This window comes from Enterococcus sp. E4-150 (genome assembly GCF_035726465.1).
GTDB lineage: Bacteria > Bacillota > Bacilli > Lactobacillales > Enterococcaceae > Enterococcus_B > Enterococcus_B faecium.
In genome coordinates this window covers 264,566-290,021 of sequence record NZ_JAPRGK010000002.1, presented here as the reverse complement: position 1 = coordinate 290,021, position 25,456 = coordinate 264,566, and the positions used below count along the sequence as shown (strand labels likewise).

Genomic DNA, 25,456 nt, shown 5'->3' with positions numbered 1-25,456 from the left:
AATTGGAGCTGTCCTTATGGACCTTCATGACGAATGGCTCAGTTCTACAAGAAAATATATTAAGTTTGATCAATGAGAGACCGGTAAAACATTGTATAGTATTTTACACAGGATTATGGACTTGACTAAAAAAAGCCCCAAACTTTCTATACATCAATAAAATAATAAAAATTAAATTTAGAATAACGTGTAAAGGATTATTTGATGATTTTTTATTGAGAGGAGGGATGAAAATGATTAAGAAAACTCAAAATAAAATCCAACGTATATGTCAAAAACATTTTGTTTCTAGACTCAAAGCTGTATCTAAAAGAAAATACTTACATCCCATTATGATTTCGATCATCTTGATTTTTACTTTCTTAGGGAGCTTATCAAGTATTTATGTAAACGTTTATACAGAAACGTCAAATTTTGCTAACCAAACGACAGAGGAGACAAATAGTCCACCCTATTCTGAAATACAGTCCATAGAAAGCACCAATCAGTCTAGCAACAACGAGACAACCTCAACCACATCCTCGACTCAACTGATTGATCCGACAGAAAAAGAAATCACAGCAGCAAAAGCAGCAGGGGAGAAAGCTTATTCAGAAACAGGTAGAAGCCAGACATTTAGTACTGTTGCGGCCACTGCGAATTTCAACGGACATACCATACCAGATGGATATACAGTGATATATGCCAAAGATGGAGTCATTGTTGCGGTTAACGGATCGATGAGTGCGGATAAAACTGCGTTACAAGGCGTAACCAAAGCAATCGCTTTTATTGATAACCGTCCAGATATCCATAATCTGTTTATTGGCTCCACAGTAAATGGTACTACTATCACATTCCCAAAAAGTATCTATATGGGGGTGGCTACCGCTGGAAATACGATCGATTCAGTTACACCCAATGCGGATAAAAGTTATTCTTTTACACCCTCAACATGGGGAGGGCTTCCTGCCGGAGGAGGTATGAGTACTTTTTCAATCGGTATACAGTTAGCAAATGATATTCCATTCACAGGATACTCGATCAAAAATGGGCAGATCGTTGATGGTAAGGGAAATGTTTCAGTTTTCCCAACCTATCAAGCAGCGACGGTTCAGGTCAATGCGAATCGGACAGGAACTTTTTCTTATACAGTCAATGGTGGAGCAGCAAAAATCGGAACGTACGGGACTACATTATCTGGAATCCATGTGGGTGACAAAGTGGTTATCACTCCAACAGCAGTAACGGGCTATTCTTTTACACAAACAAACGGTTCTCTCACAGCTCTAGCAAGTAACGTCAATACGGTGACCTATACAGGTAAACAAGCACCAATCACTATTAAGTACCAAGACTATTTTGGACAGACGATTGCTCCTCTTAAAATGATGAATATTACTTACGGAAGTGCCGCACAAGACCTGACGACTAATGCGCCTACTATCAACGGATATACCTTTACAGCTGTTTCAGCGACAGAAACAAAGAACCAATCAGCAATGAGTGTTTCAGCTAGTTTAGATACAAATGGAAATGTAATCGTAAAGGACGCAAATGGAAAACAGATTTCTGAAGTCATCCTATATTATAAGACAAATGCAACAGTATCAATCAATGCAAATGGCAGTAAGTACTATGATGGTCTTTCTGTTGTACCGGTCGTTAAATATACATTTAATGATAAAACAGAATCAACATCCCTTTTAAACAATGATCTCAGTATTGATCAAATCACATGGAATCCAACTGATTTCAAAGCGATGAATGAAAAGGGAGTTGAAGTAACTGAGCCTACTGAAATTGGAACCTATACGTCTTGGCAATTGACAAAAAGCGGACTAGCTAAACTAGCTGCCAGAACAAACTATTTATTTACTATCGTGCAGACATCTGATGTCTATACGATTAAGCAAATCAGCGGTGCGGTAGAGCTCGGTGACAGTAAGACATATGATGGAAAAGCAGGTGTCCCGTCAATCCATGTCAAGCTAGCAGAGGGTGTCACTAGTTCGCTTACTCCACTACAAGTGGCACTTAGCAGTATGGATTACACAGTAGATGCACAATCAGCAAAAAATATGGTTAATGCTGGCAGCTATACAATTAAACTAACGAATAGCGGAATAGACAAAGTCAAAGCAGCAAATCCCAAGTTGTCATTTACTGATATAGCCAACACATCAGGAACTTATACCATCTATAAAGCTAACGCAGTGATTACTGTCGATGACGCTGCCTTTAATTATGATGCCCAAAGTCACTCGATTCCGGTTGGAAATGTCCACGTTACCGGTGTTGTCTTAGGCGAATCATTGGATTATACCCTAACAGTTAACAGCCGGACAGATATTGGATCACAAATAGTAACGATTAGTTTAGGCGAAGAAACTGTAAACAATAATTATACGATTACCGCAACAGATACTGCTAAGCTGACGATCAATCCGACTCTCTTGCTTCCTTCGACAGGCGGGATAGGTCTACTGCCCTTTGTCTTTTTAGGAATGATCTTTATTTTTTCTGGCTTCTTTTATTTTATCCATCGTAAGAAAAAAGCAGGTGAACAGCGATGAAAAAAACAAAAAATGTACGTGTGGATATATTTGCTGTTCTCTTTTTTATCCTACTGGTCTTTTTTATAAGTTCTCCGACTGTGTCAGCTAGAGAATCACCTATTACATTTACTTTGCATAATCGAATGTTCGAAAGCAATAAGATGCCAAGTATCAGTCAAAACGACGGAATAAATATCCCAGATAACTTTCAAGGAGTAAAAGGGTTGAACGGCGTTACTTTCGCTATATATGATGTCTCGGATGAATTTTACAAGCTGCGGTCAGAAGGAAGTAGTGTGGAAGACGCACAAAGAAAACTAGCACAAAAAAGTGATAGTGAAAAAATACTGGCAGAAAATGTGACAAAAACAGTAGACGAGGAAGAGGGTATTGCTTCTTTTAGTGCATCGGACAAAGATGAGCAAGGTCGTGACGCTGTTTACCGATTTGCGGAAATAAAGACTTCAGATCAAGTAAAAGAAAAATCAGCACCATTTGTCGTTGTGCTTCCTGTGACAGATTCATCTAATCATAAATTGACGACCATCCACTTGTATCCAAAGAGCGAACAAAAAATACCTGCTGCACTCACATTAACAAAAACAGTAGAGAATAAGCAGACAGATTTTGCAGATGGGGATAAAGTCCCTTATCTCATCACCGTAACAATTCCTGAGAACATCAACGAGATAGGAACCTATACGATCAAAGATACAGCTGATCCTCAGTTATGGCTAGAACCAGAAACGATCGATTTTTTGATTGGTGGAGACAAGATTCATACATTTCATACACAAAAAACAAAACATGGTTTTGTCTTATCAGATTCTGGAAAAGATCTCAGTTCGTTTGCTGGGGAAAAATTAACGATTCGTTACCAAATGACATTAAAAGAAAACAGTGAAAAAACGACATTTGATAACGATGTACGTTTGACGACTGACAATCAAACAGTAGAAACACATCTTGCCATCCAAACAGGAGGCAAACAATTTGTCAAAGTGGATCGGCAAACGAAACAAAGACTAGCAGATGCTCAATTTCTAGTCAAAAAAAATGACCAATACTTAGCGCAAGAAAACGGGATAAATCATTGGGTAGCCAAAGATGATTCAAGAGCAACGATTTTTACTTCCAGTAAAGATGGAACATTTTCTGTCCATGGTTTGTCTTTTGGAAGTTACGAACTAGTGGAGATCAAGCCGCCTAAAGGATATATATTGAGTCAATCAACCATTCTCTTTGAAGTTGGAAAAGGCAGTTATGATCCGCTTCATTCTATACCATTGGAAATCATCAACGAACCAAAAGCAAATCCGACGAATAATGGAAAAACGCCAGTTCAGATGCAGACAAATGGTCCATCAAATGAAAAAAGTGGAAGAAGCTTTCCAAAAACAAGCGAAGAGATGCTTGGAGGTTTCTCAATTTTAGGGTTGTTGCTAGTCCTTTCAACAGGGACAGCTTGGTTTTATAAAAAACAACAAAAAGGAAACAATAGGAGGGAAATAAAATGAAAAACATCAAAACAAAAATATGGACGTTTTTAGGAACTGCTATCATGCTGCTTCCTTTCGTTCTCGGCCTAGGAACTGCAGATGTTTCTGCAGCTGTATCACCTACACCAGAAAATGTTACGGTTAATTTGCATAAATTGAAATTCACTTCAGCACCAGAAAATCAAATAAGCAACGGAACGGAATTGACATTTCCAAATAGCGAACCGTTGAACGGCGTTGAATTCAATGTATATGACATCACTGCTACGTACTATCCAAGTAAAGACACAGCAGTTCCAGCAGACGCTACACCCTTCGCAAGTGTAACGACTTCTGGTGAAGGATTAGCTAACCTGACTCTTCCAGGTAAATCTGATGGGAAAGATGCTGTATACGTCTTTGTAGAAACACCAAAGCCTGGTGTCGAAACGTCGCCAAATATCGTGTTAAGCTTACCCTTTTATAATCCGAATTCATCAGACCCTGACAAACCTTTAGACACGATTCATCTATATGCTAAAAATGTCATCAAAGAAAGCAATATCAAAATCCAGAAAGCTGGGAACTTTTCTGGGGTAGATAAGTTAGCAGGGGCGCAATTCCAGATCAAAAATTCAGAGAATCAATTCGTGACCGGTTTTGATGAAAACACTGGTGTTGCTCTCTATGATCCTGCTGAGTCAGCGTTGACATTCACAACTGATACTGAAGGATCCATCAGTGTCAATGGATTAATAGACGGCAATTATACTTTAGTTGAAACAAAAGCACCAGATGGTTATCAATTAACCGATCCACAAAAAGAAACTACTTTTATAGTAAAAAACGGAAAATTGCAACAAACAACCGGAATCATCCATGGGGCAGATCAAGCAAATCTTGGGAATCCAACCGGTGTAGTCAATCGGGAAAATACAACTACAGATAACACGATTACTGTAGAAAACGTCCAAAAATACGGTGATTTCCACTTCATCAAACAAGACGTGAACACACAAGAAAAATTAGGAGGGGCAGAATTTTCTATTCTAAGAGCAAAAGATCCAACCGTTAAATTGATGAAGAAAATAGCAAACCTTGTCTCAGGAGAATACCAATATGCTTGGTCAAGTGAAGTCTCAGGTTCTGACTGGGAAGAAGTGAAATTGATTTCTGATTCAGAAGGGAAACTTTCAATCGAAGGACTGAAACAAGGAACGTACTGCCTACAAGAAATAAAAGCACCAAAAGGCTATGCGTTACCTAAGAATGAAGCAGCGTACACTGAATTTACAGTAGATGATGATCCAACAACTTCTGATGAAACAACGATTGATAACCAGCCTAAAGGAATCTTGCCTTCAACTGGTGGTATGGGGATCATCGTATTCATCTTGGTAGGTACTGCTTTAGTTGGAGGAGCAGTGATCTACTTCAAAAAACGCCATCAAGAAACAGAAGCTTAAACTATTGGAAACAAAAATCATACGATAATAAACGACAGTGAATCAGATGGGGAGAAAGGTTGTGAAAGAGATGTTCAGCCTATCGGCAATAAGGCACGATTTTGAAAAATAGCTCCTCATATTTTACAAAATCGTGCCTTATTGCCGATAGGCTGTCTCTTGAACACCGTCTATTCGGAAGAAGGGACTGTGATAAGACTTTTGTCACAGCTTTTCCTTCTAAAAAATAGCAAAATATGAGGAACTATTTTTCCGTTTGTTTCTCTAATACTCAGGTCAAGACGCTGATTTCACAACCTCACATAAATGGTGTTCTCCTACCAACTCCTCGGTCACAAGTTATAATATTCATCAAACATGAGAAGCTGTTTTTTGAAATTGTTCCTTGTGACTCAGAGCTGAACGGCAGGCTCACGACCTCTTTCTTAAACGGTGTTCAATCAGCTGACCCTCGGTATTAGCTCAACAAACAGTAAAATATGAGGAACTATTTTTCCGTTTGCTTCTCTAATACTCAGGTCAAGACGCTGATTTCACAACCTCTTCATATACATATTAGAAAACAGGTGGACATGATGAAAAAAAGCAGAATAAGAATACTGGACATCTTCATGGCAATCATTTTAGTCGTTGGGATCGGGATCTTTTCCTATCCTTTTGTAGAAGATTCACTGAATGATTTTCTTGCCCAGCAGATGATCATCCATTATCAAAAGCAAGCATCGAAAAAGAATTCAGCAGAAATAAAAAAACAGCAAGAAAAAATGACAAAGAAAAACCAGCAGCTGGCAGAAAAAAATGTATCACTGGGGATAGCCAGTTTCAACCAGACAGTTGATGCAAAAGTATTAAAAGATTTACCTAGTAATGCCTTTTTTATGGCACACATGCTTGGAGTCATCGAAATCCCAAAAATCAATGTCAGTTTACCCATATTTGATCAGACAACGGAGATATTTTTGCAAAAAGGAACGTCATTATTGGAAGGAAGCTCTTATCCGACTGGCGGGAAAAGCACCCATGCCGTTCTTTCTGGGCATCGTGGTCTTCCAGAAGCAAAATTATTTACAGATCTGCCTAAATTGAAGAAAGAAGACCAATTTTTCATCCAGATCAATGGAAAGACATTGGCATATCAAGTAGAAAAAATCCAAGTAGTCTTACCTGATGAAGTAGATTCTTTGGGTATCCAAAAAGGTAGGGATCTCGTGACTTTGCTTACCTGCACTCCTTACATGGTCAATACACATCGACTGCTTGTGACTGGTCATCGTATTCCTTATCATGCAAAAGAGGCAAAAAAAGCAATCCAAGGAATTGATCAATGGAAAAAATGGAAATTTTTTTCATTAACTATTGGCATACTACTTGGATCGATCGGCTTAATTTGGTTAATCATAGCTTATTTAGATTCTTTGGCCATCGCTAAGCGAAACTATCCTTTATCTTTTTATGTAAAGAACAAAAACGGACGACCAATCGAAGGAATGGTCTTTTCTGTAAAAACACTCAACGGCAAACACTATATTACTAGAGAAAAAGTTCCATTCGTGAAAGCTTCTGATGAATATGGATTAGTCATGTTTTCCGATTTAAAGGGCGGGAACTATCGCTTGCAACATGAGGAGATCCTACTTAAAATCCATGTAAAGCATAAACATTCGAAACAGTTTTCAATAAAATTGAAAAAAGGAAGATACAAACTGCGAAAAGAAAAAGAGGTGTACTATTTGTTTGAGAAAGGATGACTGAAGACGTCTAAAAGAGCAGAGGAAACCGACTAAATAAAAAAAGAGAAGCTGACGAAATGGACGTGTAAACTGCTATTTTTGGTTTACTATCTGGAACGCCAGTTTCTATTTTTTATGTTTCAGAAGATTTTTATTATTATAGTATAACTTTTTAATCAGTCTCTCTTTTGGTTCTTTATATCATCGAATTTTAATGCTGCAGGCTTTCTCTTAATTCTGTAATACCAGTAATAGTTGTCAGAACTAGCAGACTGACTAGGTAAATACCACTCAAAAACAAGATCACGGCAGTTAAACTATAATGATCCATCAAGAAACCGATGACGATAGAAGAAAAACCACCAACAGCTCGTCCAAGATTCATAATGAAATTATTCGCCGTCGCACGGATTTCCGTTGGATACAAACTGCTGATTACTGCGCCATATCCACCATACATGCCATTGATAAAGTAGCCGACTATCACAGCTGCGGCTACCAAACTCCACTGGCTATGAGCTAATACAAGTAGATAGACAGATAAAGAAGAACAAATCAAAAATAAAGAAAAGGCTAGTTTAGGCCCCATCTTATCCATGATCATGCCAAAAGTCATCATCCCCAAAGACATTCCTAAAATAGTACTTACCATCCACAATGAAGAACCAGAAACTGAAAGTCCTAATCGATCTTGCATAATCGAAGGGAGCCAGTTCATCAACCCGAAATAACCGGCAATTTGGACAGTCACCATGATACTAAGGCCACAAGTTTGCCAAGCAAGATGTTTTGTTTCAAATAGTCGGCTAAGTTTGGTTTTCTTTTTGGCGGATTGTATAGATTTGAATTCATTTGGTTCAGTCAAACCGCGACGAATGAACAATACCATTAGTACCGGAAGTACACCTACGACATATAGCATTTTCCAACCAAACGCTGGAATGATCAAAGCAGCTAAAATCGCAGCCAAAGCCGCACCAACCTGTGCACCAATACCAGCAACCGACGAAGCTCGGCCAATTTGTTTTTTGGAAAAACTTTCGGAAATCAAGGACATGCATGCACCATATTCTCCTCCTGCTCCTACACCTGCGATAAAGCGAAAGAGATAAACTAAGTAGATATTTGAAGCAAAATACATCAATAAAGAAGCAATCGAAAACAGAAGGACCGTTTGAGAAAATACTTTCACGCGACCATATTTGTCAGCTATGATGCCAAAAAAAATACCTCCAATGAGCATCCCCAAATTAGTGATCGTTGAAATGAACCCCGCTTGCGTACCACTAATATGAAAAGAAGCAATCATTGAAGATAATGAAAAAGCTAAAAACATAATGTCCATATTCTCTAATGCAATTCCCGCCGATGTCGATAATAATACCTTTCGCTGATACTTTGTCATTTTTATACCCCTTTTCCTAAAATTTTCCTAAATTGTTAAAAGTATATCCAAAAAAGAATAAAAAAACAAGTCTTTTTTATTCCAAATAGAGTAGATCCGACTGATATAGATGATCTAGCTCAGTTTTAATAGAAATAGTTATTGACTTAGAGTACACTTAAAGTTGTAGAATAATAAGATACATAAGAGAAGTGGTAAGATAATAAAAGAAAGAGTGATCAAATGAATATCAAACAAGTCAGTGAAGAAAAGGGAATTTCGGCCGATACATTGCGCTATTATGAACGAATCGGGCTGATTCCGCCAGTTAATCGGACAAAAGGCGGGATTCGTGATTATACAAAAGAAGACCTGAAATGGGTCGATTTTACGATTTGTATGCGAAACGCTGGATTATCGATTGAGTCTTTGATCGAATATATTCGTCTATCTAGCGAAGGAGAAGCAACTGTATCTGAACGACGTAAGCTTTTGATTGAAGAAAGTGAACTTTTGACGAAAAAAATTGCTGAAATGCAAGAATGTTTAGAACGTTTGCAAGGTAAAATCAAGAAATATGATCATGTTTTATCTAGAAATAAAATGGAATGTATCAAGTAAAAAAATCAAGGAGCATCGTTATGGAGTTACGCTTGCTAAAATATTTTTGGACAATTGCAGAAGAAGGAACGATTTCCCGAGCTGCAGAAGTTTTGCATCTTACACAACCCACCTTAAGCCGACAATTAAAGGAACTAGAAGCGGAGCTAGGAATAGAACTGTTTGTACGTGAAAATCGTAAAATGATCTTGACAGATACAGGTTATTTTCTAAAAAGCCGAGCAGAAGAAATCTTAGATTTGACGAATCAAACGACTCAAGAATTCGAGAACAGAAAGAAACAATTATTCAGCGGACGATTTACGATCGGCTGTGTGGAAGCTGATAATTCAGACACATTGGCATTATTACTAGAAGAGTTGATCCGAGATTATCCCAGCGTTCAATTTCATATACATAGCGGAACAAGTGATGACATCACGGAACGGCTAGAAAAAGGTCTGTTAGATTTAGCGATTTTGCTAGATCCAGTAGATACAGAAAAATATGAAACGATTTTGCTGCCAAGAAAGGAAAAATGGGATTACTCATTTCAAAAGCTTCTGATTTAGCACAAAAAGATGCAATAAAAAAAGAAGACTTTTCCAATGTCTCTCTTTTGATTTCCAAGCGTCCAGAAATACAAAGAATATTTGCAGACTGGTTAGGTATAAAAAAAGAACAGCTGTTGATCACAGGAACGTACAATTTGATTTTCAATGTGTTCTCGCTAATTGAGAATCAGGTAGGAGTTGCTTTAGTCATAGAAGGGGCTGTAAGTCATCATTCAAAGGAAGTGAGATTTGTTCCGCTTGACCCGCTGATTGAAACGAACTGCATGCTAGTCTGGAAAAAGAATCGGATCTTGTCACCTGTAGTCAATGAATTGATCCACCGTTTCAAAGAAGCTTTTGAACAGTAATAACCATTTCTAATCAAGGAAACTCAATAATATTAATTGATAAAAAAGGTTGTGACAAAAGTGGTCAGTTTCAGAAAATAAGATGAGATGTACGAAAATAGCTTTTCAAATATTTTATGTAATTTTGACTTATTACCTCAAATACAAGCTTTAGAACATCGTTTATTTGAAAAAAGGAGAGTGACATAACTATTGTCACACTCCTTTTTTTATTTTTCATTTTGAATCAAAAAATCAAAAAATTTACACAACTTATTAAATAAGCGCTTACAAATAAAAAAAGGATAGAACGGAATCGGCTATAATAAGCGTTGTTCTGGATTGTAATCATTATAAAGAAATGAAGGTTATAACTTTGGAGGTGTTCGAAAAGAAAAATGGGAGGAGCTTTCATGAAAAGATTTATAAAAAGTTTGATATTGGTTTTTACGTTGAGTTGCCTGATACAACTTTCTGCTTTCAACCAAGTGGTGTTTGCTGCAAGTGAAAAAAGTAGTGTAGGTATCACTTTTGAAGGAAGCGTTCCGCCAAGTTCAACTGATCCATCCGTACCATCCTCGCAAGATGCTGATAAATCAGCAGATCAATCCAGACAAGAGAAATACCCGAAGACCAATGAGCAACAGCAATCATTTATTACATGGAGTGGAGTATTTCTTTTAGTAGTTATTTTATTATTTATATTTTGGAATAGAAAGAGGAGTAGAGAATGAAAAAAACAATTTTAGCTACATTATTAATCAGCACAACAATCTTAGCGGGAACAGTGGCCGTACATGCAGATGACCTAAGTGGTAAGAGTACAGCAAAAATCGGTCTAACGAAACAAGATCCAGATAATCCAGTAGGCCCGATCGATCCAATCGATCCTGACGATAATCCTCCTTCAAATGATCCAACTGGAAATACTGGGGACTTGCGTATCGATTATATCTCAAACATCGACTTTGGTACTCAAACGATTTCTGGGAAAACAGAAACATATATTGCCGAAAAACCTGCGTCTCTAACAGAATCACAAGTATCAGATTTACGAGGAACTGGTGCTGGCTGGCATTTGCAAGTAAATTACGATACAGAAAAACCAGGATTTACTTCAGAAGATAAAACATTGAGTGGTGCAGAACTAACATTACCTAGCGGAACTGCTAAAAGTGTTGCAGATAACAAGGCTACACCTCCTGCTACAAGCGAAGTAGTAGTTAATGATGCTGCACAAAACATTATGACAGCGGCTGCGAATACAGGATTAGGAACATGGGCAGATGAAATGGACACAGCAAATGTTTCGCTTAAAGTCCCATCAGGTAACTTAGTGGGTGATTACACAGCTACGCTTGTCTGGACTTTATCAGACGCACCAGCTTAATGAAACATTTATCATGAACGAATAAGGAGAGAAGAACAACGATGAAAAAACAAGTATTCTACACATTAGCAGCGACAGTATTGCTATCAAGCTCATTATTAAGCGCATTGAACGTACAAGCAGATGAAACAGAGCCAACCAAAGATTCTGCAACTTCTACAGCAAAGATCACGTTTACAGGAGATAACTCTGATCCAGTAAACCCGGTAGATCCAGATGATCCTGACAATCCAGTGAACCCAGTAGATCCGGACGACCCAGATAACCACGGTACTGGAGATAACGGTCCTTTGTCAATCGACTATGTCTCAAATATCACATTTGGCACAAAAGATATCTCAACGACTAGCCAAGTATACAACGCTGAAAATGCAGAGCCACATGTTCAGATCACTGATAAACGTGGAGTAGAAGGCGGATGGACATTAACGGCTGCAGCTACAAAATTTGTTGCTAGTGACAGTTCAGAGTTAAAAGGTGCAGAATTATTATTTAAAAACGGAGTAGCAGAAACAACTTCTGATAATACAAGTAAAGCACCTGTAACAAGTGATCTGATCTTTGACAACACTGAAGCCAAAACAGTCATGACAGCCGATAGTTTAAAAGGTCAAGGAACATGGTTGGATGTCTTTAAAGGAACAGAAGGAAACAATATAAATGTTCAATTATCTGTCCCTTCAGGATCTGCGCAAGCAAAAGAATACACATCAACGATCACTTGGACACTCACAGCAGGCCCAACTGCTTAGTATGGAGAGAAAAATGAACAAACTTCAATCATTGTTTGTTGCTGCTCTTAGTTTATTAAGTATTGTAGTGATGCCATTGACGACATACGCTGATTCAAATGAATCAGCGTATAGCGTCAATGCAAATATTCCCGACTTTCAAAAAAATAAAAACGTTTCTTACTTTGATTTGCAATTAGATCCAAATCAAAAAAAAGAGATTTCAATCCATTTAGCTAACTCAGCAAAAGAAAAAGCGATTTTTAACGTAGATGTTAATAATGCTGCCACAAACAGTAACGGGGTCATTGACTACGGACAAACAGATTTGAAGAAAGATTCGTCTGCTAAATATGTATTGAATCAGCTAGTCACTCCTAATAATCAAGAAATTGAATTACAAGCTGGTGAATCCAAAGATGTGACTTTCCAAGTTCAAATGCCAAAAGATCGATTCAAAGGAATCATTCTTGGTGGAATACACATCAGTAAAAAAGATAATGTGAGTGAAAAAGTAGACGGAACAGCAATCCGTAATAAATATGCGTACGTGATCGGTGTGAAACTGCAAAACGATACAGATGCCGTCACGCCCGATTTGAAACTGAACTCAGCAAAAGCTGGTCTGCAAAATTCCTATACGACTGTGTTTGCTAATGTGCAAAATCCAACACCTGGAATCATCAGCAAAGTTAATTTTGATGCGAAAATCACGAAAAAAGGGTCAAAAGATGTTCTTTATGAAACAAAAAAGGAGAATATGTCGATTGCCCCTAATACGAACTTTGACTTTCCAATCAGTTTGAATAAGGAGAAGATCGAAGCTGGTGATTATACGGTGACGATCGATGCCAACGAAGGCAATACAGATAAAACATGGCATCTGACAACTGATTTTACGATCCAGTCAGAAAAAGCCAAAAAAATCAACAAAGAAGCAGTGACAGAAGACAAAGGAATCTCATATCTCCCAGCTATCATCACAGTCGGAATCTTGTTATTATTGATCATCGCATTTTTAAGTTACAAATTACTTAAACAAAAAAAGTAGGTGAGTCTTTCAAGTGAAATTGAATCAGCCACTAAATAAATTATATGTGTTAGGTTTGCTTTTTATCAGCGCATTCAGCGTGATTTTTCAAAGTACTGAAGTATCGGCAGAGGCAAATTACCCAGAGATTCCAGAGGCAACGATTTTTGATGGATATGTCAAAGCATCGATTTCTTATGACAAGGACCATTCACCTAACTATACTGCAGTTGGAGATACAGTAACTGTTACAACAACTTTAGAGAAGTTAGATGATGGTGTTTTACCAGATAAATATAAACAATCATCAGTTGTTATTTTATTTCCTGATGAAACACAAGGTCTTCAATTGAAAGGAGAACCAGAATTCAAATATGAGCTAGGTGGTTTGGAAGATACGGGGAAATTCGTCGATCCAACGAAGGATTTGCAAACTAATGTGATCTCAGTTTTTAATTTTTCAACAAAAATCCTATACAATGATACAGCGACATATGATGGAAGAATGAAGCAAGTCCCGATATCGAGCACAGAGCTAGATGATGGTCCATATGACGATACTTATTCGTTATATAAATTGTTGGTGGCCAAAGGAAGTAAAGTCACTTTGTCTTATAAAGCAACAGTTACGGAAGAAGCGCTGAAAAACAAACAATTCTCGCTCCATACAGCCATATATGATCCAACAATTGGCGGTGGAGATTTTGACTGGGACCATTTTCTAGCTACATCTATGCCAAGTATCCAAAATTTAGGGATCTCATTTGACGAAGCTACTAAAGACAAAAAAATCGATATAAAAGACGATTCTTCTTATCAAACTACTTTAACCGGTTCTTGGGCTGGTGCAAAGGACGATATCCATCCTGTATTGACGATTGATGGTAAAGAAGTGCCTATTCCAGATGGTAGTTTTAAAGAAGATGGTACATTTGAAATCCCAGTTGACTTGAAGAATGTAGGGAATATTGGAACAAATAATGTCCATATCAAAATTTCTGATAGTAATGGACAAGTCGCGGAAGACGATGCGGCTATTACACTTGTCCAAACATTGGTACCACCACAAATCAAACTCTCTGATTCTTTAGCAAATGCCTCCATCAGTGTGTTTCCAATAGATCAGTCATTGACGATCGATGGGGAATGGAAAGATAAAGACAGTAATGCTGTTTCTTTATTTTATAAGCTGAATGGGCAAGAAAGAGTCTTGCAAGACAATGTCAGCAATACAGCAAAAGACTCATGGCTTCCTTTCTCACAAGAGATTTCTCTCGCTGATCTTAACACTGGTGATAATCAAGTAGAAGTTTATGCCAAAGATGCAGAAGGCCAGTTATCTAATCATGAAAGTTTTAAAATCATATTGAATCAAGGAAACGTCAGCTTTAAATCGATCAATCCGGAGATCCAATTCAATAACATGGTTATTTCCGGTACCACTGTTTATTCTTCACCACAAGCAACTGTTGGGGTAGTTGTAGAAGATACGACAGGAATTCCGAAAGATTGGCAGCTTAAAGTCAAACAGACCACATCTTTTTCTGACGGAACAAGAGATTTGCCTGCGCAATTGACCTATCTGAATGGGGAAGAAAAGCTGTCAATCAATGATAGCTCAGCAGTGGATTTGCCAGTCGTTCAAAACAATGCTACGGATTATTCTCTGCAACAAGATGCGAACCATCAATTCCGGTTAGCTGTTTCACCAGGCGCTTATACTGGTGAATATCAGTCACAGTTGGAATGGACGATCGAGAGAGCACCATAAAAAATAAGAAGGGGAAACGTGGCTGTTTTTCCTTCTTATTTTTGTTATGATAGAGGCGAAAGGGTGGAGTTAGTTGATGGAGTCAATCATGTTTGTTCTCATTGCTTATCTAAATTTGTTTATTTGGATGAGTCTGTTGTTTAAAGGGGCGTCAAAATGGCGATTCCTCTTGTTTTATTTGGGGCTAATGATAGCTAATATGTTTTTTGTTCCATACACATTCGTTTTCTTTGCAATCGCTTATGCTGCAATGTGTTGGTTTTTATATCTTTTGGTAGAAAATATTTTTTTATCGATCCTGTTACAAAATTTTTTATTGAATGTGGTAGGTATTTCCTTTTTCTTAGCAATCGATATTCCAAGGTATTTGAGATTTTATACTAGCTATTTGAATCTTTCAGTAGAATTAGTACTAGCAACTAGTTTATTTTTGCTGATCAGAAAAGCAGATCAAAAGTATGATATATTCGATTATTTTAGTGGCTATACGAAAAAACTGAAAGGCTTGACGATTTTATCTGTTGTGATTTATGTGCTGATTTACATCTTTCATTTAGGTATTAGTTTTTACTCGTTGGATTATATCCTTACTTCGATCATCACGCTTTTATATAGTATTTTTTATACTGCTTTTTTTATTGTCTTTATTATATATAAGAAAAAGTTCCAAGTGATTGAACTTTATTTGAAAGACAATCAGGAGACAAAAGAATACTACGAGAAATTAGATGATTTCCGTCATGATTATTTGAATTATATTTCTGCGTTGGAATACAGCTTGATGAATGACAGTCAGGAGAATTCTATTAAACTATTGACCCATTTAAAGGATTATTCTTTAGAAGCGATCGATGATGCGAGACACAATCCCTTGAAGCGAATCAGTGATCCGGCAGTACGTGGGCTTTTTTATCATTTTATGGAAAGAGCCAATCAGTCTGGCATTTCTTATGATATCCAAGTTCTGAATATCATCAATAATATCAAGGCAGATTATATCGATGTTCTTCGTCTGTTATCTATTGCACTGAATAATGCCATTGAGCATTGTGATGAAACAAGAAAAGAAGAGCCAATCAGTATTACGATCAATCAAACAAAGGAGCGGTTTTATTTCAAAATCGAGAATCCTGCTGATATGTCCTCAACAAGCTTAGCTAAATTGATGAAAAGAGGAAGCTCAACGAAAAAAAATGGGGGACTCGGTCTTTATAACTTTTCGAAAATCACGGATAAATATCTGAATGCCAACTATGGAATCAAATATTTAAAGCGTACGAAAATGTTTGTCTTGGAATTGACGATTTATGAGAAGTCAATCAGTAAAACTGTATGAATAGCTAACAAAGTGGAATAAGGAAGTTAAAAACGGGCAGGACAGACATGTCCTACCCGTTTGTTTGTTTTAGTTGGTCAATATGGCGTAACAATTTTTTTACACTAGAAGAACTTAAAAGAAGTGTATCTTTATTTTTGAAATGGACTTCCATCATTTGTTTATCTACTTCTTTGATATTGAATGGGTTGATAGAAAAACTTTTCAGATCATTAAAGAAATGATAGTCTTGGAATTTTTGTTTGATATTTTTCATTTTATCATGAATAACGAAGTTCTCATTTGTTCCATAAAATTCCAAGGTGGAACGAGAACCATTGATCGTCGAGATATAGTTGACTTCATCTGGCGCAATCAAAAAGACCTTTGTGGCGCCTTGCAGTTCAATGATAGAGGAAGATTGTTTTTGAGCTTCCAATTTTTCTAAAAGTAGCTGTTTCAATGATTGTGCAACTTCTTCTAAGTTTTATTTATCAAGATAGCGATCTGGGCGAATCTGCTGATTAATGATTTCTAATCCGCGTGTATTATCGTTTGATAGAAAAATAATCGAGCATTCTGGATTCTTGTTCCGTATTTTTTTAGCAAAATCAATGCCACTATGCAATGTCTTTAAATCAATGTCGATAATAAACAAATCAGAAGAAGAAAAGACCAGTGTATCTAAACGCTTATAAATCGTTTCCAACTCGCTGTTCGGGTATATTTGAAGAGAGAGGGCACTCAACTCTTTATGTTTTAGTAATTCTTTCTTCAATAATTCCTGATGAAACAAGTTATCTTCAATGTAGTAGATTTTCATGGTTCGATTCCCCTAAGACAGATTTCATTACGATTAGTATAACAGATTTTTTCTATAAATTTCATCATATAAATGATATTTGTTTTTTTATTAATCAGAAAATATACACTTTTATCGTTTTAATGGACGGAATAAGCATAATGTTGATCGCGGTATTCTCTTGGCGTAAGGGAAGTTGTTTTTTTAAAGACCTGAATAAAATGGCTTTGACTTGCAAATGAAAGCAATACGCTGATTTCTTTATAACTCTTGTCCGTAAAAAGCAACAAATGTTTACTTTCATTGATCTTCCGTTCTTGGATGTAGGAGTGGATCGTTTGGCCCATTTCTTTTTTGAATAAAGCAGAAAGATGTGTTTTGTGCTTGTCAAATGTCTCAGCTAGCTCGTCAAGCGTTACACGGTCGTAAATATGGCTGTCTATATAATTGATTAGTTGCTTGACTAGCATGGATTTATCGGCTAGAGGTTGCTGATGGATCAGTTGCATGAAACGATAAGTCGCTTCTTTCATATATGTGTGCCATTCACTAGAAGAATGGATACGGAACAAGCCTTGGATCAAAGCATCAGATAAACTGAAGGCCTGATTAATCGGGACTCCTTCATCGATACTAATACGCGTCAGGATGGCAACGAAAGCAGAGAACTTCAGCTTCAAACCTTCTAATTCATTTTCGGACAATTCGACATGATACGTTTCTTGCATCTTTTTGAAGAGCCAATCAATCTTTTCTGGCTGATTCCGTTTGATATACTCCGTGTATCGAAGCTCGAATTGATAAGAATCAAAAGTGGCTTCTTGCATCCGGCGGTCGTACAAACTGTCCTCTAACCGTTGATCCGTGGTAGATCGCTGCTTGATTTCTTTTTGGTAAACCCAGTGCAATTCCTCTTTTTTCAAGAGTTCGTGTGTTAGAAAAGCATAGGTAAGCTGGACGAATTCTTCAAAAGCTGCAGTTGTTTCTTTCGTATAGTGAATACCATAGTGATAGCTATGTCCTTTGAAAAGGAAAGTATCAGGAGATTCTCCGATCATACCGCAAGGGCCGATTAATAAGGAATAGGGCTTGCTGTCTGTAATAAAATCCAGTTTAGCAAACATAAAAGGAAAGTGATTAAATAAACATACGGATTGATTCTCTTTAGGCGAAATGAATTTTTCCATGATAGGCTGTATCTCCCATGAAATCTTCGGGTGGCAAACTTCGCCGCTTGAATCGAATAAAACCATGGGGATCAGATATTTTTTGTATAACAAATCCATTATTTTAGAAATCGCTGTCTGTTTCAATTATTTTCCTCCTGTCTATCCTTTTTCCTCCATTGTATCGCAAAAATAACATGTTGAATATTAATTTTTTCAGGTATCTCTCTTCTATTTTTATATAAAGTCTTCTTTTGTTGTATAACAAAGAAAATTTTATCGTTATAATTAAAAGTGTAAAAACGGTTACAAAAAAGGAGAAAATAATGGATGAAAAACAATTAAAGCAATTAGTCGATTCCTTGACAATAAAAGAAAAAATCGCACAAACTGTTCAGTTGAACGGCGACTTATTTACTGATAGCGATGTGATGAATACCGGACCAACAAAGGAATTAGGCTTTCCTGATGATTTTGATTTAAGTCAGATTGGTTCCATTTATAATATAAATGAACCTGAAAAACTAAAAAAAATCCAAAAAAAAATAATGGAAGAAAGGAATAAAAAAATTCCGCTCCTCTTTATGTCAGATGTTATTTATGGTTTCCGAACCATTTTTCCTATTCCGTTAGCACAAGCTGGATCGTATGATTTTGACTTGATTCAAAAAGCCGCACGAGAAACAGCGAAAGAGAGTTATTTAAGCGGACTGCATGTTCTATTTTCACCTATGCTTGATTTAGTAAGAGATCCTCGCTGGGGACGGGTGATGGAGTCTCCGGGAGAAGATGTGTATACTGCAAAAGAATTTGCTAAACACGCTGTCCAAGGGTATCAAGGAGACAATCTCCAGTTGATTGACAAATACCGAGTGGGCGCATGTATCAAGCATTTTGCAGGATACGGGGCTCCAGAAGCTGGGAGGGAATACAATACGGTCGATATGTCCAACCAACGTCTCTTCAATGAATATCTCGCTCCTTATCAAGCGGCAGTTGAAGCCAATTGTTTGCTAGTCATGACCGCGTTCAATGTTTTGAATGGCGTGCCTTCTACTGGTAATCGCTGGCTTAATCGGGATATTCTTCGAAAAAGGTTCGGCTTTAACGGCGTACTGGTATCTGATTATGCGGCCATTGAAGAGTTGCAAGTACATGGCTATGCGAAAGATCAAGCAGATTCAGCTAAAAAAGCATTAGAAGCCGGTGTGGACTTCGATATGATGACTTCTGTCTATGCCAATTCTTTAGAAAAATTAGCAGAAGAAAATAAAGAGATCTTGCAATTGTTAGATGAAGCAGTGTGGCGGATCTTAGACTTAAAGAACAAACTTGGATTATTCGAAGACCCTTATCGTGGGCTCGAAGAAGAGAACACGGGAGAAATCTTGACGGAAGAATCGAAAGAAATAGCAGTTAAGTTAGTAGAAAAGAGTTGTGTCTTGCTGAAGAATGAGGATACGCTTCCATTAAAAAAACACCAGAAAATCGCAGTTATCGGTCCTTATGGCAAAAGTCGTCTGACAATTGGATTCTGGGCTTCTGTCAGTGGTAAACCTCAAGATAGTATTCCACTAAAAGATGGACTAGAACAGCATTTTTCAAAAGAACAGCTATTATTTGCAAAAGGATTCAACCTGTTTGATTCTTATGAACCATTTGGACCGTTAAAAGCTGGAATTGAACAACTGAATGGAACAATCGAAGACGAAGAAACATTATTCCAAGAAGCATTGGAAACTGCTGAAAAATCTGACGTGATTTTACTGACGATCGGAGAACAATTTTTAGAAAGTGGAGAAGGGGCTTCTAAAACTAACCTTCGATTGCCTGAAAAGCAAAAACGGTTGATCAAAGCGTTAGCAGCATTGGGCAAACCAATCGTGGGGATTTTATATACCGGACGTCCGCTTGTCCTAACGGAGATCGAACCTTATTTCTCTAGTTTGCTGCTCGTTTGGTATCCTGGAACGATGGGAGGCATCGGTATTGCCAATCTTCTTGCAGGAAAAGCAGCGCCAAGTGCTCGACTCAGCATGACTTTCCCACGGAGTGAGGGACAGATTCCAATCTATTATGCACATGCTTCAACTGGCCGACCTTTAGAAACAAGTACGCATTCCACTCGCTTTGTGTCCAAGTATATTGATGAATCCAATGAGCCACTGTTTGCTTTTGGCACTGGTAAAACGTATGGAAAAGTCGAAGCAAGCTGGCAGGAGATACAGGATCAAGAAGATAAGTTGCAACTTGTTTATGAAGTAATCAATCATTCAGCAAAACCAATAGAAACAGTTATCCATATTTATGTAAAGGACAAGACAGCTTCTATTGTGCAACCAGTTAGACGGTTGATTGCTAGTCAAGTCGTTTCTATACATGCAGATGAGAAAAAATCGATTAACTATACATTATCAAAAGAAGCACTTATGTTTTATAACAATCAAGGGGAAAAAATTTGGGAGTCTGGCGAATTTACTTTTTCTCTCTCGACAGTAGATTCAGAAGATGACCGTACAATTCAATTATAAAAAAGGAGAAGAAAGATGGAAAAATTAGAACAGTTTTTAAGTAGCAGACTATTGCCGATGTCGGAGAAATTACAAAAGAACAAAGTGTTAGCCGCATTGATGGAAGGATTTATCCGAACAAGTCCAATTACATTAGGGATTGCCTTCATTACAATTATTGGTAATTTTCCATTTCCTGGCTGGATCGATTTTTTGAAAAATGTGGGGATTTTTCCTCATGTAGAAGCAATCACTAATGGTGCTACAGGTGTTTTCTCGTTGTATGTCGTATATAGTTTAGCTTTCTCTTATGCAAAACAATTAGGGACCAATGAACGGAATGCCTCGATCATCTCTTTGGCAAGTTTCATTATGCTGATGCCGCAATCCGTCATGACAACTGTCACACAAGATGGGAAAGCAGTTGAACAAGCTGTCGGTGCGTTACGATTGGATTATCTGGGCGGACAAGGATTATTTATCGGTATGCTTGTCGCTTTGCTCATTACCCGCTTCTATGCCTTCTTAGCTAAGAAAAATATTATGATCAAATTACCGGAAAGCGTGCCGCCAATGGTCACACAATCCTTGTCACCAGTATTTGTCGTTACGATCATTTTTGTTGTTGTATTTGCTTTGCGAGTATTTTTTGGCTTGACACAATCAGGAACGATTTTCCAATTCTTTATCGACGTAATCAATGCCCCGTTGAACTCTTTAGTAGCGAGTCCGTTATCGATCATCATTATCATGGAATTATTAGCTGTTTTATGGTTCTTCGGTATTCACAATGCTGTTTTGCAAGGACCTTTAGGCGCAATCAGTATGACGATGGTCGTTGGGAACATTGCTGCCTTCCAAGAAGGAAAAGCATTACCCTATTTAGTTCCGTCTGTTATCTACATGGGGATGTACGCAGCTGGATTCATGGGATTCGTGACATTTTTCATGATCAAAAGCAAATCAGCCAAAATGCGCCAGTTAGGTAAATTATCTTTTGTTCCATCCTTATTCAATGTGACAGAACCATTGATGTTTGGGATGCCGATCATCTTGAATCCGATTTTCTTTATTCCGCAAATCTTTACACAATTGATTGCAGGATTCGTTACGTGGGGATTAACCACTACCATATTGCCGATTTCTTTGAATCCGACTATGTCGCTATTACCTTGGACAACTCCTACATTTGTGAAGATGCCTTTATCAGGCGGATTGAACTACACGATCCTAATGGTTATTTGTATGGCAATCGGTGTGGTGATGTGGTACCCATTCATTAAGATCGCAGATAAGAAAGAACTAGAGTTAGAAGCGGCGCTGGAAAAAGAAGAAGCAGAAACGAAAGCAGAAAAAATCATCAATGCAGAAGTCGAAGCATAATGAAGGGGAAAAGCATGTGGACATTAAGTATCGATATCGGTGGAACGTATATCAAGTCAGCTTTAATAATGGATACGCAAATAAGAGAAAAAAGACAAATAGAGACACCAAAAACAGATAAGGACAATTTTATCCTTGTCCTTGTCGAATTGATCCGTTCTTATCAGCAGATCGAACCCATTGAATTTGTCGGATTTTCTGTTCCTGGTGCGGTGAAAGAAGCGTCAACCGTCTTTTTTGGTGGAGCAGTCGCATGCCTGAATGAAGTCAATTTAAAGCAAGAAATAGAAAAACATCTGCCCGTTCGTGTGTTTGTAGAAAATGATGCGAAAGCTGCTGTATTGGGAGAAGCAAGTTACGGTCATTTAAAAGGGATTGAAAATGGTGCAGGAATTATTCTAGGAACAGGCGTCGGCGTTGGACTTTTGCTAGATGGGCAGGTGAGAAAAGGACCCCATTGTCAAGCTGGAGAAGTTAGTTTCTTGATACAAGATCGTGGGATAAATGGGGCTGAATCATTTGCAGGGATCAATTTGTCAGCTGTTCGATTAGTAAAAGAACTGGCAAAATTATTTCAGTGTGAACCAGAAGGACCTCTTGTATTTGATTATCTATATCAAAAAGAAGATGAACAAGCACAAACTTTATATCGCACATACTGCAATCAAGTAGCGATTCTTTGTTTCAATATCCAGTGTTTGCTGGATTTGGACAAAATAATTATTGGCGGTGGAATCAGTAAACAAAAAAGGCTGATCAGAGATATCCAGAAAAACTATGAAGCCATCTTTTCTGTGTCGCCGATGATCGAACAAACGATTACGAAAATGACGATAGAAGCTGCCGCCTTTGAGTCTGAAGCAAATCTGATCGGTGCAGCGAAAGGAGTACGATTGAATGAGATTTCCAACTGATTTTTTATGGGGAGCTTCCACTAGTGCGTATCAGACAGAGGGAGCTTGGGATGCAGACGGTAAAGCGCCGTCTGTTCAAGATATGAAAGAAATACCTGATGGAACAAGTGATTTCAAAGTGGCGGTAGATCATTACCATCGCTTTGAAGAAGATGTTCGTTTATTTAAAGAGCTAGGATTAAAAGCTTATCGGTTCTCGATTTCTTGGAGTAGAGTCATGTCTAATGGAAAAGTTAATCCAAAAGGGCTGGAGTTTTATAAGAAACTCATTGCTTTATTGAAGGAAAATGAGATCGAGCCGATCGTGACGGTGTTCCATTTTGATTTGCCTTATGAAATCCATGAAAAGGGAGGATGGGAAAATAGGGCGACGATCCAAGCTTTCGCTGATTACTGCCAGCTGCTTTTTGACACATTCGGTCAAGAAGTAAACTATTGGCAAACAATCAATGAACAAAATGTCATGGCTTTAGCTGGTTCGATCATTGGTACAAGTAATAAATCAATGAAAGAAAAGTTTCAAGAAAACCATCATATGCTCGTTGCTCAAGCCCTAGTCACGAAAAATTATCATGATGGGAATTATCCAGGAAAGATCGGACCCGCGCCGAACATTGCCAGTGTATATGCTGCTTCTGATAAACCAGAAGACCAGTTGGCTGCAATGAATATGAGTGCTTTAAGAAACTGGCTGTTTTTAGATGCTGCGGTTTATGGTGTCTATAACCATAATGCCTGGCACATTTTGTCAAAAATCAATGCCTGTCCTGAAGTAACAGAAGAAGACAAAAAAATCATGCTAGAAGGTACATGCGATTATATCGCTTTTAATTATTACAATACCATGACTGTGTCAGCCTATTATCAAAAAGAAAACAAGATCGATCAGCAATCTGGCTTTGGTATCCCGGATTTCTTTCAAACAACAACGAACCCACATTTGCCAATGACTGAATTCGGCTGGCCAATCGATCCAGAAGGGTTCCGTTATACGTTAAATGAGATCTATTCAAGATATCGTCTGCCGTTATTGATAACCGAAAACGGAATAGGAGCAAAAGACCAATTAACAGAAGATGGAAAAATCCATGACAAGTATCGCATCGACTATTTGAAACAGCATATCCAGCAAATGTATCTAGCAATGGAAGATGGTGTAGAGGTGATCGGTTATTGTCCGTGGAGCGCGATCGATTTGATCAGCACCCATGAAGGAATCGAAAAAAGATACGGTTTTATTTATGTTGATCGAACAGATGATTCTTTGAATACTTTGGATCGTTATAAAAAGGATAGCTTTTATTGGTATCAAAAATTGATTGCTGAAAATGGATTAAACGAAGAGGAGTGAGCCTATGCAGATCAATACGATGACTATTGACAACGAAGCCAATACGACTCTAACGGTTTATCTTCATGAAGAAAAACCCGAATTTCACCGTATTGACAAACGTCCGTTTATACTAGTGATTCCAGGAGGAGGGTATGGATTTTGCAGTGAAAGAGAAGCAGAACCGATTGCATTGAAATTTGCTGCTGAAGGTTATCATGCGGGTGTGCTGCGCTATCACGTTGGAGAACACCGTGATTTCCACAAAGCACTGGCGGATGCAGAAAAAAGCATGGATCTGATTGCCTTACTAGCTGAAAAAGCAAAAATCGATCAATCCAAAGTAGCAGTGATCGGTTTTTCTGCCGGTGGGCATTTAGCAGCCGCTTTGTCTACTTTGTCCGATCGAAAACCAAGTGCTTGTATCCTTGCCTATCCGGCTATCTTAAGCTCCTTTGCAGAAGCGATGAAGATCAAGGCTCCTTCTTTAGACATGTGTGTGACACCGCAAACGCCACCTACTTTTTTGTTTTCTACATTCGAAGATAATGTGGTGCCTATCGAGAATTCTATTTTGTATTTGAGAGCGTTAGAAGAAAACGATGTACCATTTGAAACACATATTTTTCAAAAAGGAAAGCACGGATTATCATTAGGAAATAAATGGAGTGGAAATAGTGAAGAGATGGTGGACCCACGATTTGCCAAGTGGTTTGAGCTTTGTATCGAGTGGCTGGAAATCATTTGGTCACAAGCCGCTGTAGAAACTACACAAAAAATAGAAGACGTTTGGCAAGTACCGATCAAAAATTTATACGCCATTGAAGCAAATCGTTCGATCTTACTTGAACATTTGCCATTTTTAGCCGATAAAAGTAGGTACAAAATCATTCGAAGTTTGTCCCTCAACCAGCTGTGTGAATTTTCGCCAGAGAAATTTACAAAAACAAAGATCAGTCAATGGGTAAATGAATTGACTTGGAATCTTTGAACTTTTCCATCAAAGAATCGATGATCG

At 37.8% G+C, this 25,456-nt stretch carries 18 protein-coding genes and 2 pseudogenes; 17 read left to right on the top strand and 3 right to left on the bottom strand.

The window, feature by feature from the left end:
• The first annotated feature begins 227 nt into the window (after positions 1-227).
• From OZ002_RS03410 to OZ002_RS03395, 4 genes are all read left to right on the top strand, one after another.
• Positions 228-2,555 (top strand): MBG domain-containing protein, encoded by a 2,328-nt coding sequence (locus OZ002_RS03410; protein WP_142652867.1) that lies wholly within the window; start codon positions 228-230, stop codon positions 2,553-2,555.
• Entirely contained in the window at positions 2,552-4,054 is a 1,503-nt protein-coding gene (locus OZ002_RS03405) for a SpaH/EbpB family LPXTG-anchored major pilin (RefSeq protein WP_325082869.1), read from the top strand. The genes OZ002_RS03410 and OZ002_RS03405 overlap by 4 nt, the downstream gene beginning before the upstream one ends.
• The gene (locus tag OZ002_RS03400; RefSeq protein WP_185932191.1) at positions 4,051-5,481 is read left to right on the top strand and encodes a SpaH/EbpB family LPXTG-anchored major pilin; all 1,431 of its coding nucleotides are present in this window, start codon (positions 4,051-4,053) and stop codon (positions 5,479-5,481) included. Before OZ002_RS03405 ends, OZ002_RS03400 begins: the two co-directional genes overlap by 4 nt.
• 575 nt (positions 5,482-6,056) lie before the next feature.
• Positions 6,057-7,229: a class C sortase gene (locus tag OZ002_RS03395; RefSeq protein ID WP_200771578.1), complete on the top strand. Its 1,173-nt coding sequence runs from the start codon at positions 6,057-6,059 to the stop codon at positions 7,227-7,229.
• Between the two features lie 193 nt (positions 7,230-7,422).
• Here the strand turns inward: OZ002_RS03395 and OZ002_RS03390 are convergent, their stop codons facing one another.
• A complete protein-coding gene (locus OZ002_RS03390) occupies positions 7,423-8,616 on the bottom strand; it encodes an MFS transporter (RefSeq protein WP_114003141.1) in 1,194 nt (397 codons plus the stop codon).
• Between the two features lie 222 nt (positions 8,617-8,838).
• Here OZ002_RS03390 and OZ002_RS03385 point away from each other — a divergent pair, with 222 nt between their 5' ends.
• The 8 genes and pseudogenes from OZ002_RS03385 (at position 8,839) to OZ002_RS03350 (ending at position 16,354) form a co-directional block, all read left to right on the top strand.
• Positions 8,839-9,216 (top strand): MerR family transcriptional regulator, encoded by a 378-nt coding sequence (locus OZ002_RS03385; RefSeq protein WP_002331512.1) that lies wholly within the window; start codon positions 8,839-8,841, stop codon positions 9,214-9,216.
• A 20-nt stretch (positions 9,217-9,236) separates the two neighbouring features.
• A pseudogene (locus tag OZ002_RS03380) lies at positions 9,237-10,117 on the top strand (LysR family transcriptional regulator).
• 392 nt (positions 10,118-10,509) lie between these two features.
• Entirely contained in the window at positions 10,510-10,830 is a 321-nt protein-coding gene (locus tag OZ002_RS03375; RefSeq protein ID WP_142652863.1) for an LPXTG cell wall anchor domain-containing protein, read from the top strand.
• Positions 10,827-11,486, top strand: coding sequence for a WxL domain-containing protein (locus tag OZ002_RS03370; protein WP_002331510.1), 660 nt, complete (start codon positions 10,827-10,829; stop codon positions 11,484-11,486). Before OZ002_RS03375 ends, OZ002_RS03370 begins: the two co-directional genes overlap by 4 nt.
• Positions 11,487-11,527: 41 nt before the next feature.
• The gene (locus OZ002_RS03365; protein ID WP_002346019.1) at positions 11,528-12,238 is read left to right on the top strand and encodes a WxL domain-containing protein; all 711 of its coding nucleotides are present in this window, start codon (positions 11,528-11,530) and stop codon (positions 12,236-12,238) included.
• A gap of 13 nt (positions 12,239-12,251) precedes the next feature.
• Positions 12,252-13,268 (top strand): DUF916 and DUF3324 domain-containing protein, encoded by a 1,017-nt coding sequence (locus OZ002_RS03360; RefSeq protein WP_002346018.1) that lies wholly within the window; start codon positions 12,252-12,254, stop codon positions 13,266-13,268.
• 13 nt (positions 13,269-13,281) lie between these two features.
• Entirely contained in the window at positions 13,282-15,018 is a 1,737-nt protein-coding gene (locus OZ002_RS03355; RefSeq protein ID WP_142652862.1) for a hypothetical protein, read from the top strand.
• Positions 15,019-15,094: 76 nt separating this feature from the next.
• Positions 15,095-16,354, top strand: coding sequence for a sensor histidine kinase (locus OZ002_RS03350; protein WP_325082866.1), 1,260 nt, complete (start codon positions 15,095-15,097; stop codon positions 16,352-16,354).
• Between the two features lie 52 nt (positions 16,355-16,406).
• Here OZ002_RS03350 and OZ002_RS03345 read toward each other — a convergent pair.
• Positions 16,407-17,156: pseudogene (locus OZ002_RS03345) on the bottom strand (LytR/AlgR family response regulator transcription factor).
• Between the two features lie 119 nt (positions 17,157-17,275).
• A complete protein-coding gene (locus OZ002_RS03340) occupies positions 17,276-18,421 on the bottom strand; it encodes a helix-turn-helix transcriptional regulator (RefSeq protein WP_002306298.1) in 1,146 nt (381 codons plus the stop codon).
• Positions 18,422-18,627: 206 nt separating this feature from the next.
• On the opposite strand from OZ002_RS03340, the gene OZ002_RS03335 reads away from it, so the two are divergent.
• Genes OZ002_RS03335 through OZ002_RS03315 form a run of 5 tightly spaced genes read left to right on the top strand, consistent with a single transcriptional unit; the run spans position 18,628 to position 25,429 of the window.
• The gene (locus tag OZ002_RS03335; protein WP_002332502.1) at positions 18,628-20,832 is read left to right on the top strand and encodes a glycoside hydrolase family 3 N-terminal domain-containing protein; all 2,205 of its coding nucleotides are present in this window, start codon (positions 18,628-18,630) and stop codon (positions 20,830-20,832) included.
• 15 nt (positions 20,833-20,847) lie between these two features.
• Positions 20,848-22,194, top strand: coding sequence for a PTS sugar transporter subunit IIC (locus OZ002_RS03330; RefSeq protein ID WP_114003146.1), 1,347 nt, complete (start codon positions 20,848-20,850; stop codon positions 22,192-22,194).
• Positions 22,194-23,108: an ROK family protein gene (locus tag OZ002_RS03325; RefSeq protein WP_142652859.1), complete on the top strand. Its 915-nt coding sequence runs from the start codon at positions 22,194-22,196 to the stop codon at positions 23,106-23,108. The genes OZ002_RS03330 and OZ002_RS03325 overlap by 1 nt, the downstream gene beginning before the upstream one ends.
• Positions 23,092-24,459: a glycoside hydrolase family 1 protein gene (locus OZ002_RS03320; protein WP_002331503.1), complete on the top strand. Its 1,368-nt coding sequence runs from the start codon at positions 23,092-23,094 to the stop codon at positions 24,457-24,459. The genes OZ002_RS03325 and OZ002_RS03320 overlap by 17 nt, the downstream gene beginning before the upstream one ends.
• 4 nt (positions 24,460-24,463) lie before the next feature.
• On the top strand, positions 24,464-25,429 hold the full coding sequence (locus tag OZ002_RS03315; RefSeq protein ID WP_002302941.1) for an alpha/beta hydrolase: 966 nt from the start codon (positions 24,464-24,466) through the stop codon (positions 25,427-25,429).
• Positions 25,430-25,456 lie beyond the last annotated feature (27 nt).

Excerpts from the sequence above, each read along its gene's own strand:
- OZ002_RS03410 (WP_142652867.1), top strand. The coding sequence starts at position 228 with ATGAAAATGATTAAGAAAACTCAAAATAAAATCCAACGTATATGTCAA.
- OZ002_RS03405 (WP_325082869.1), top strand. The coding sequence starts at position 2,552 with ATGAAAAAAACAAAAAATGTACGTGTGGATATATTTGCTGTTCTCTTT.
- OZ002_RS03400 (WP_185932191.1), top strand. The coding sequence starts at position 4,051 with ATGAAAAACATCAAAACAAAAATATGGACGTTTTTAGGAACTGCTATC.
- OZ002_RS03395 (WP_200771578.1), top strand. The coding sequence starts at position 6,057 with ATGAAAAAAAGCAGAATAAGAATACTGGACATCTTCATGGCAATCATT.
- OZ002_RS03390 (WP_114003141.1), bottom strand. The coding sequence starts at position 8,616 with ATGACAAAGTATCAGCGAAAGGTATTATTATCGACATCGGCGGGAATT.
- OZ002_RS03385 (WP_002331512.1), top strand. The coding sequence starts at position 8,839 with ATGAATATCAAACAAGTCAGTGAAGAAAAGGGAATTTCGGCCGATACA.
- OZ002_RS03375 (WP_142652863.1), top strand. The coding sequence starts at position 10,510 with ATGAAAAGATTTATAAAAAGTTTGATATTGGTTTTTACGTTGAGTTGC.
- OZ002_RS03370 (WP_002331510.1), top strand. The coding sequence starts at position 10,827 with ATGAAAAAAACAATTTTAGCTACATTATTAATCAGCACAACAATCTTA.
- OZ002_RS03365 (WP_002346019.1), top strand. The coding sequence starts at position 11,528 with ATGAAAAAACAAGTATTCTACACATTAGCAGCGACAGTATTGCTATCA.
- OZ002_RS03360 (WP_002346018.1), top strand. The coding sequence starts at position 12,252 with ATGAACAAACTTCAATCATTGTTTGTTGCTGCTCTTAGTTTATTAAGT.
- OZ002_RS03350 (WP_325082866.1), top strand. The coding sequence starts at position 15,095 with ATGGAGTCAATCATGTTTGTTCTCATTGCTTATCTAAATTTGTTTATT.
- OZ002_RS03340 (WP_002306298.1), bottom strand. The coding sequence starts at position 18,421 with ATGGATTTGTTATACAAAAAATATCTGATCCCCATGGTTTTATTCGAT.
- OZ002_RS03335 (WP_002332502.1), top strand. The coding sequence starts at position 18,628 with ATGGATGAAAAACAATTAAAGCAATTAGTCGATTCCTTGACAATAAAA.
- OZ002_RS03330 (WP_114003146.1), top strand. The coding sequence starts at position 20,848 with ATGGAAAAATTAGAACAGTTTTTAAGTAGCAGACTATTGCCGATGTCG.
- OZ002_RS03325 (WP_142652859.1), top strand. The coding sequence starts at position 22,194 with ATGAAGGGGAAAAGCATGTGGACATTAAGTATCGATATCGGTGGAACG.
- OZ002_RS03320 (WP_002331503.1), top strand. The coding sequence starts at position 23,092 with ATGAGATTTCCAACTGATTTTTTATGGGGAGCTTCCACTAGTGCGTAT.
- OZ002_RS03315 (WP_002302941.1), top strand. The coding sequence starts at position 24,464 with ATGCAGATCAATACGATGACTATTGACAACGAAGCCAATACGACTCTA.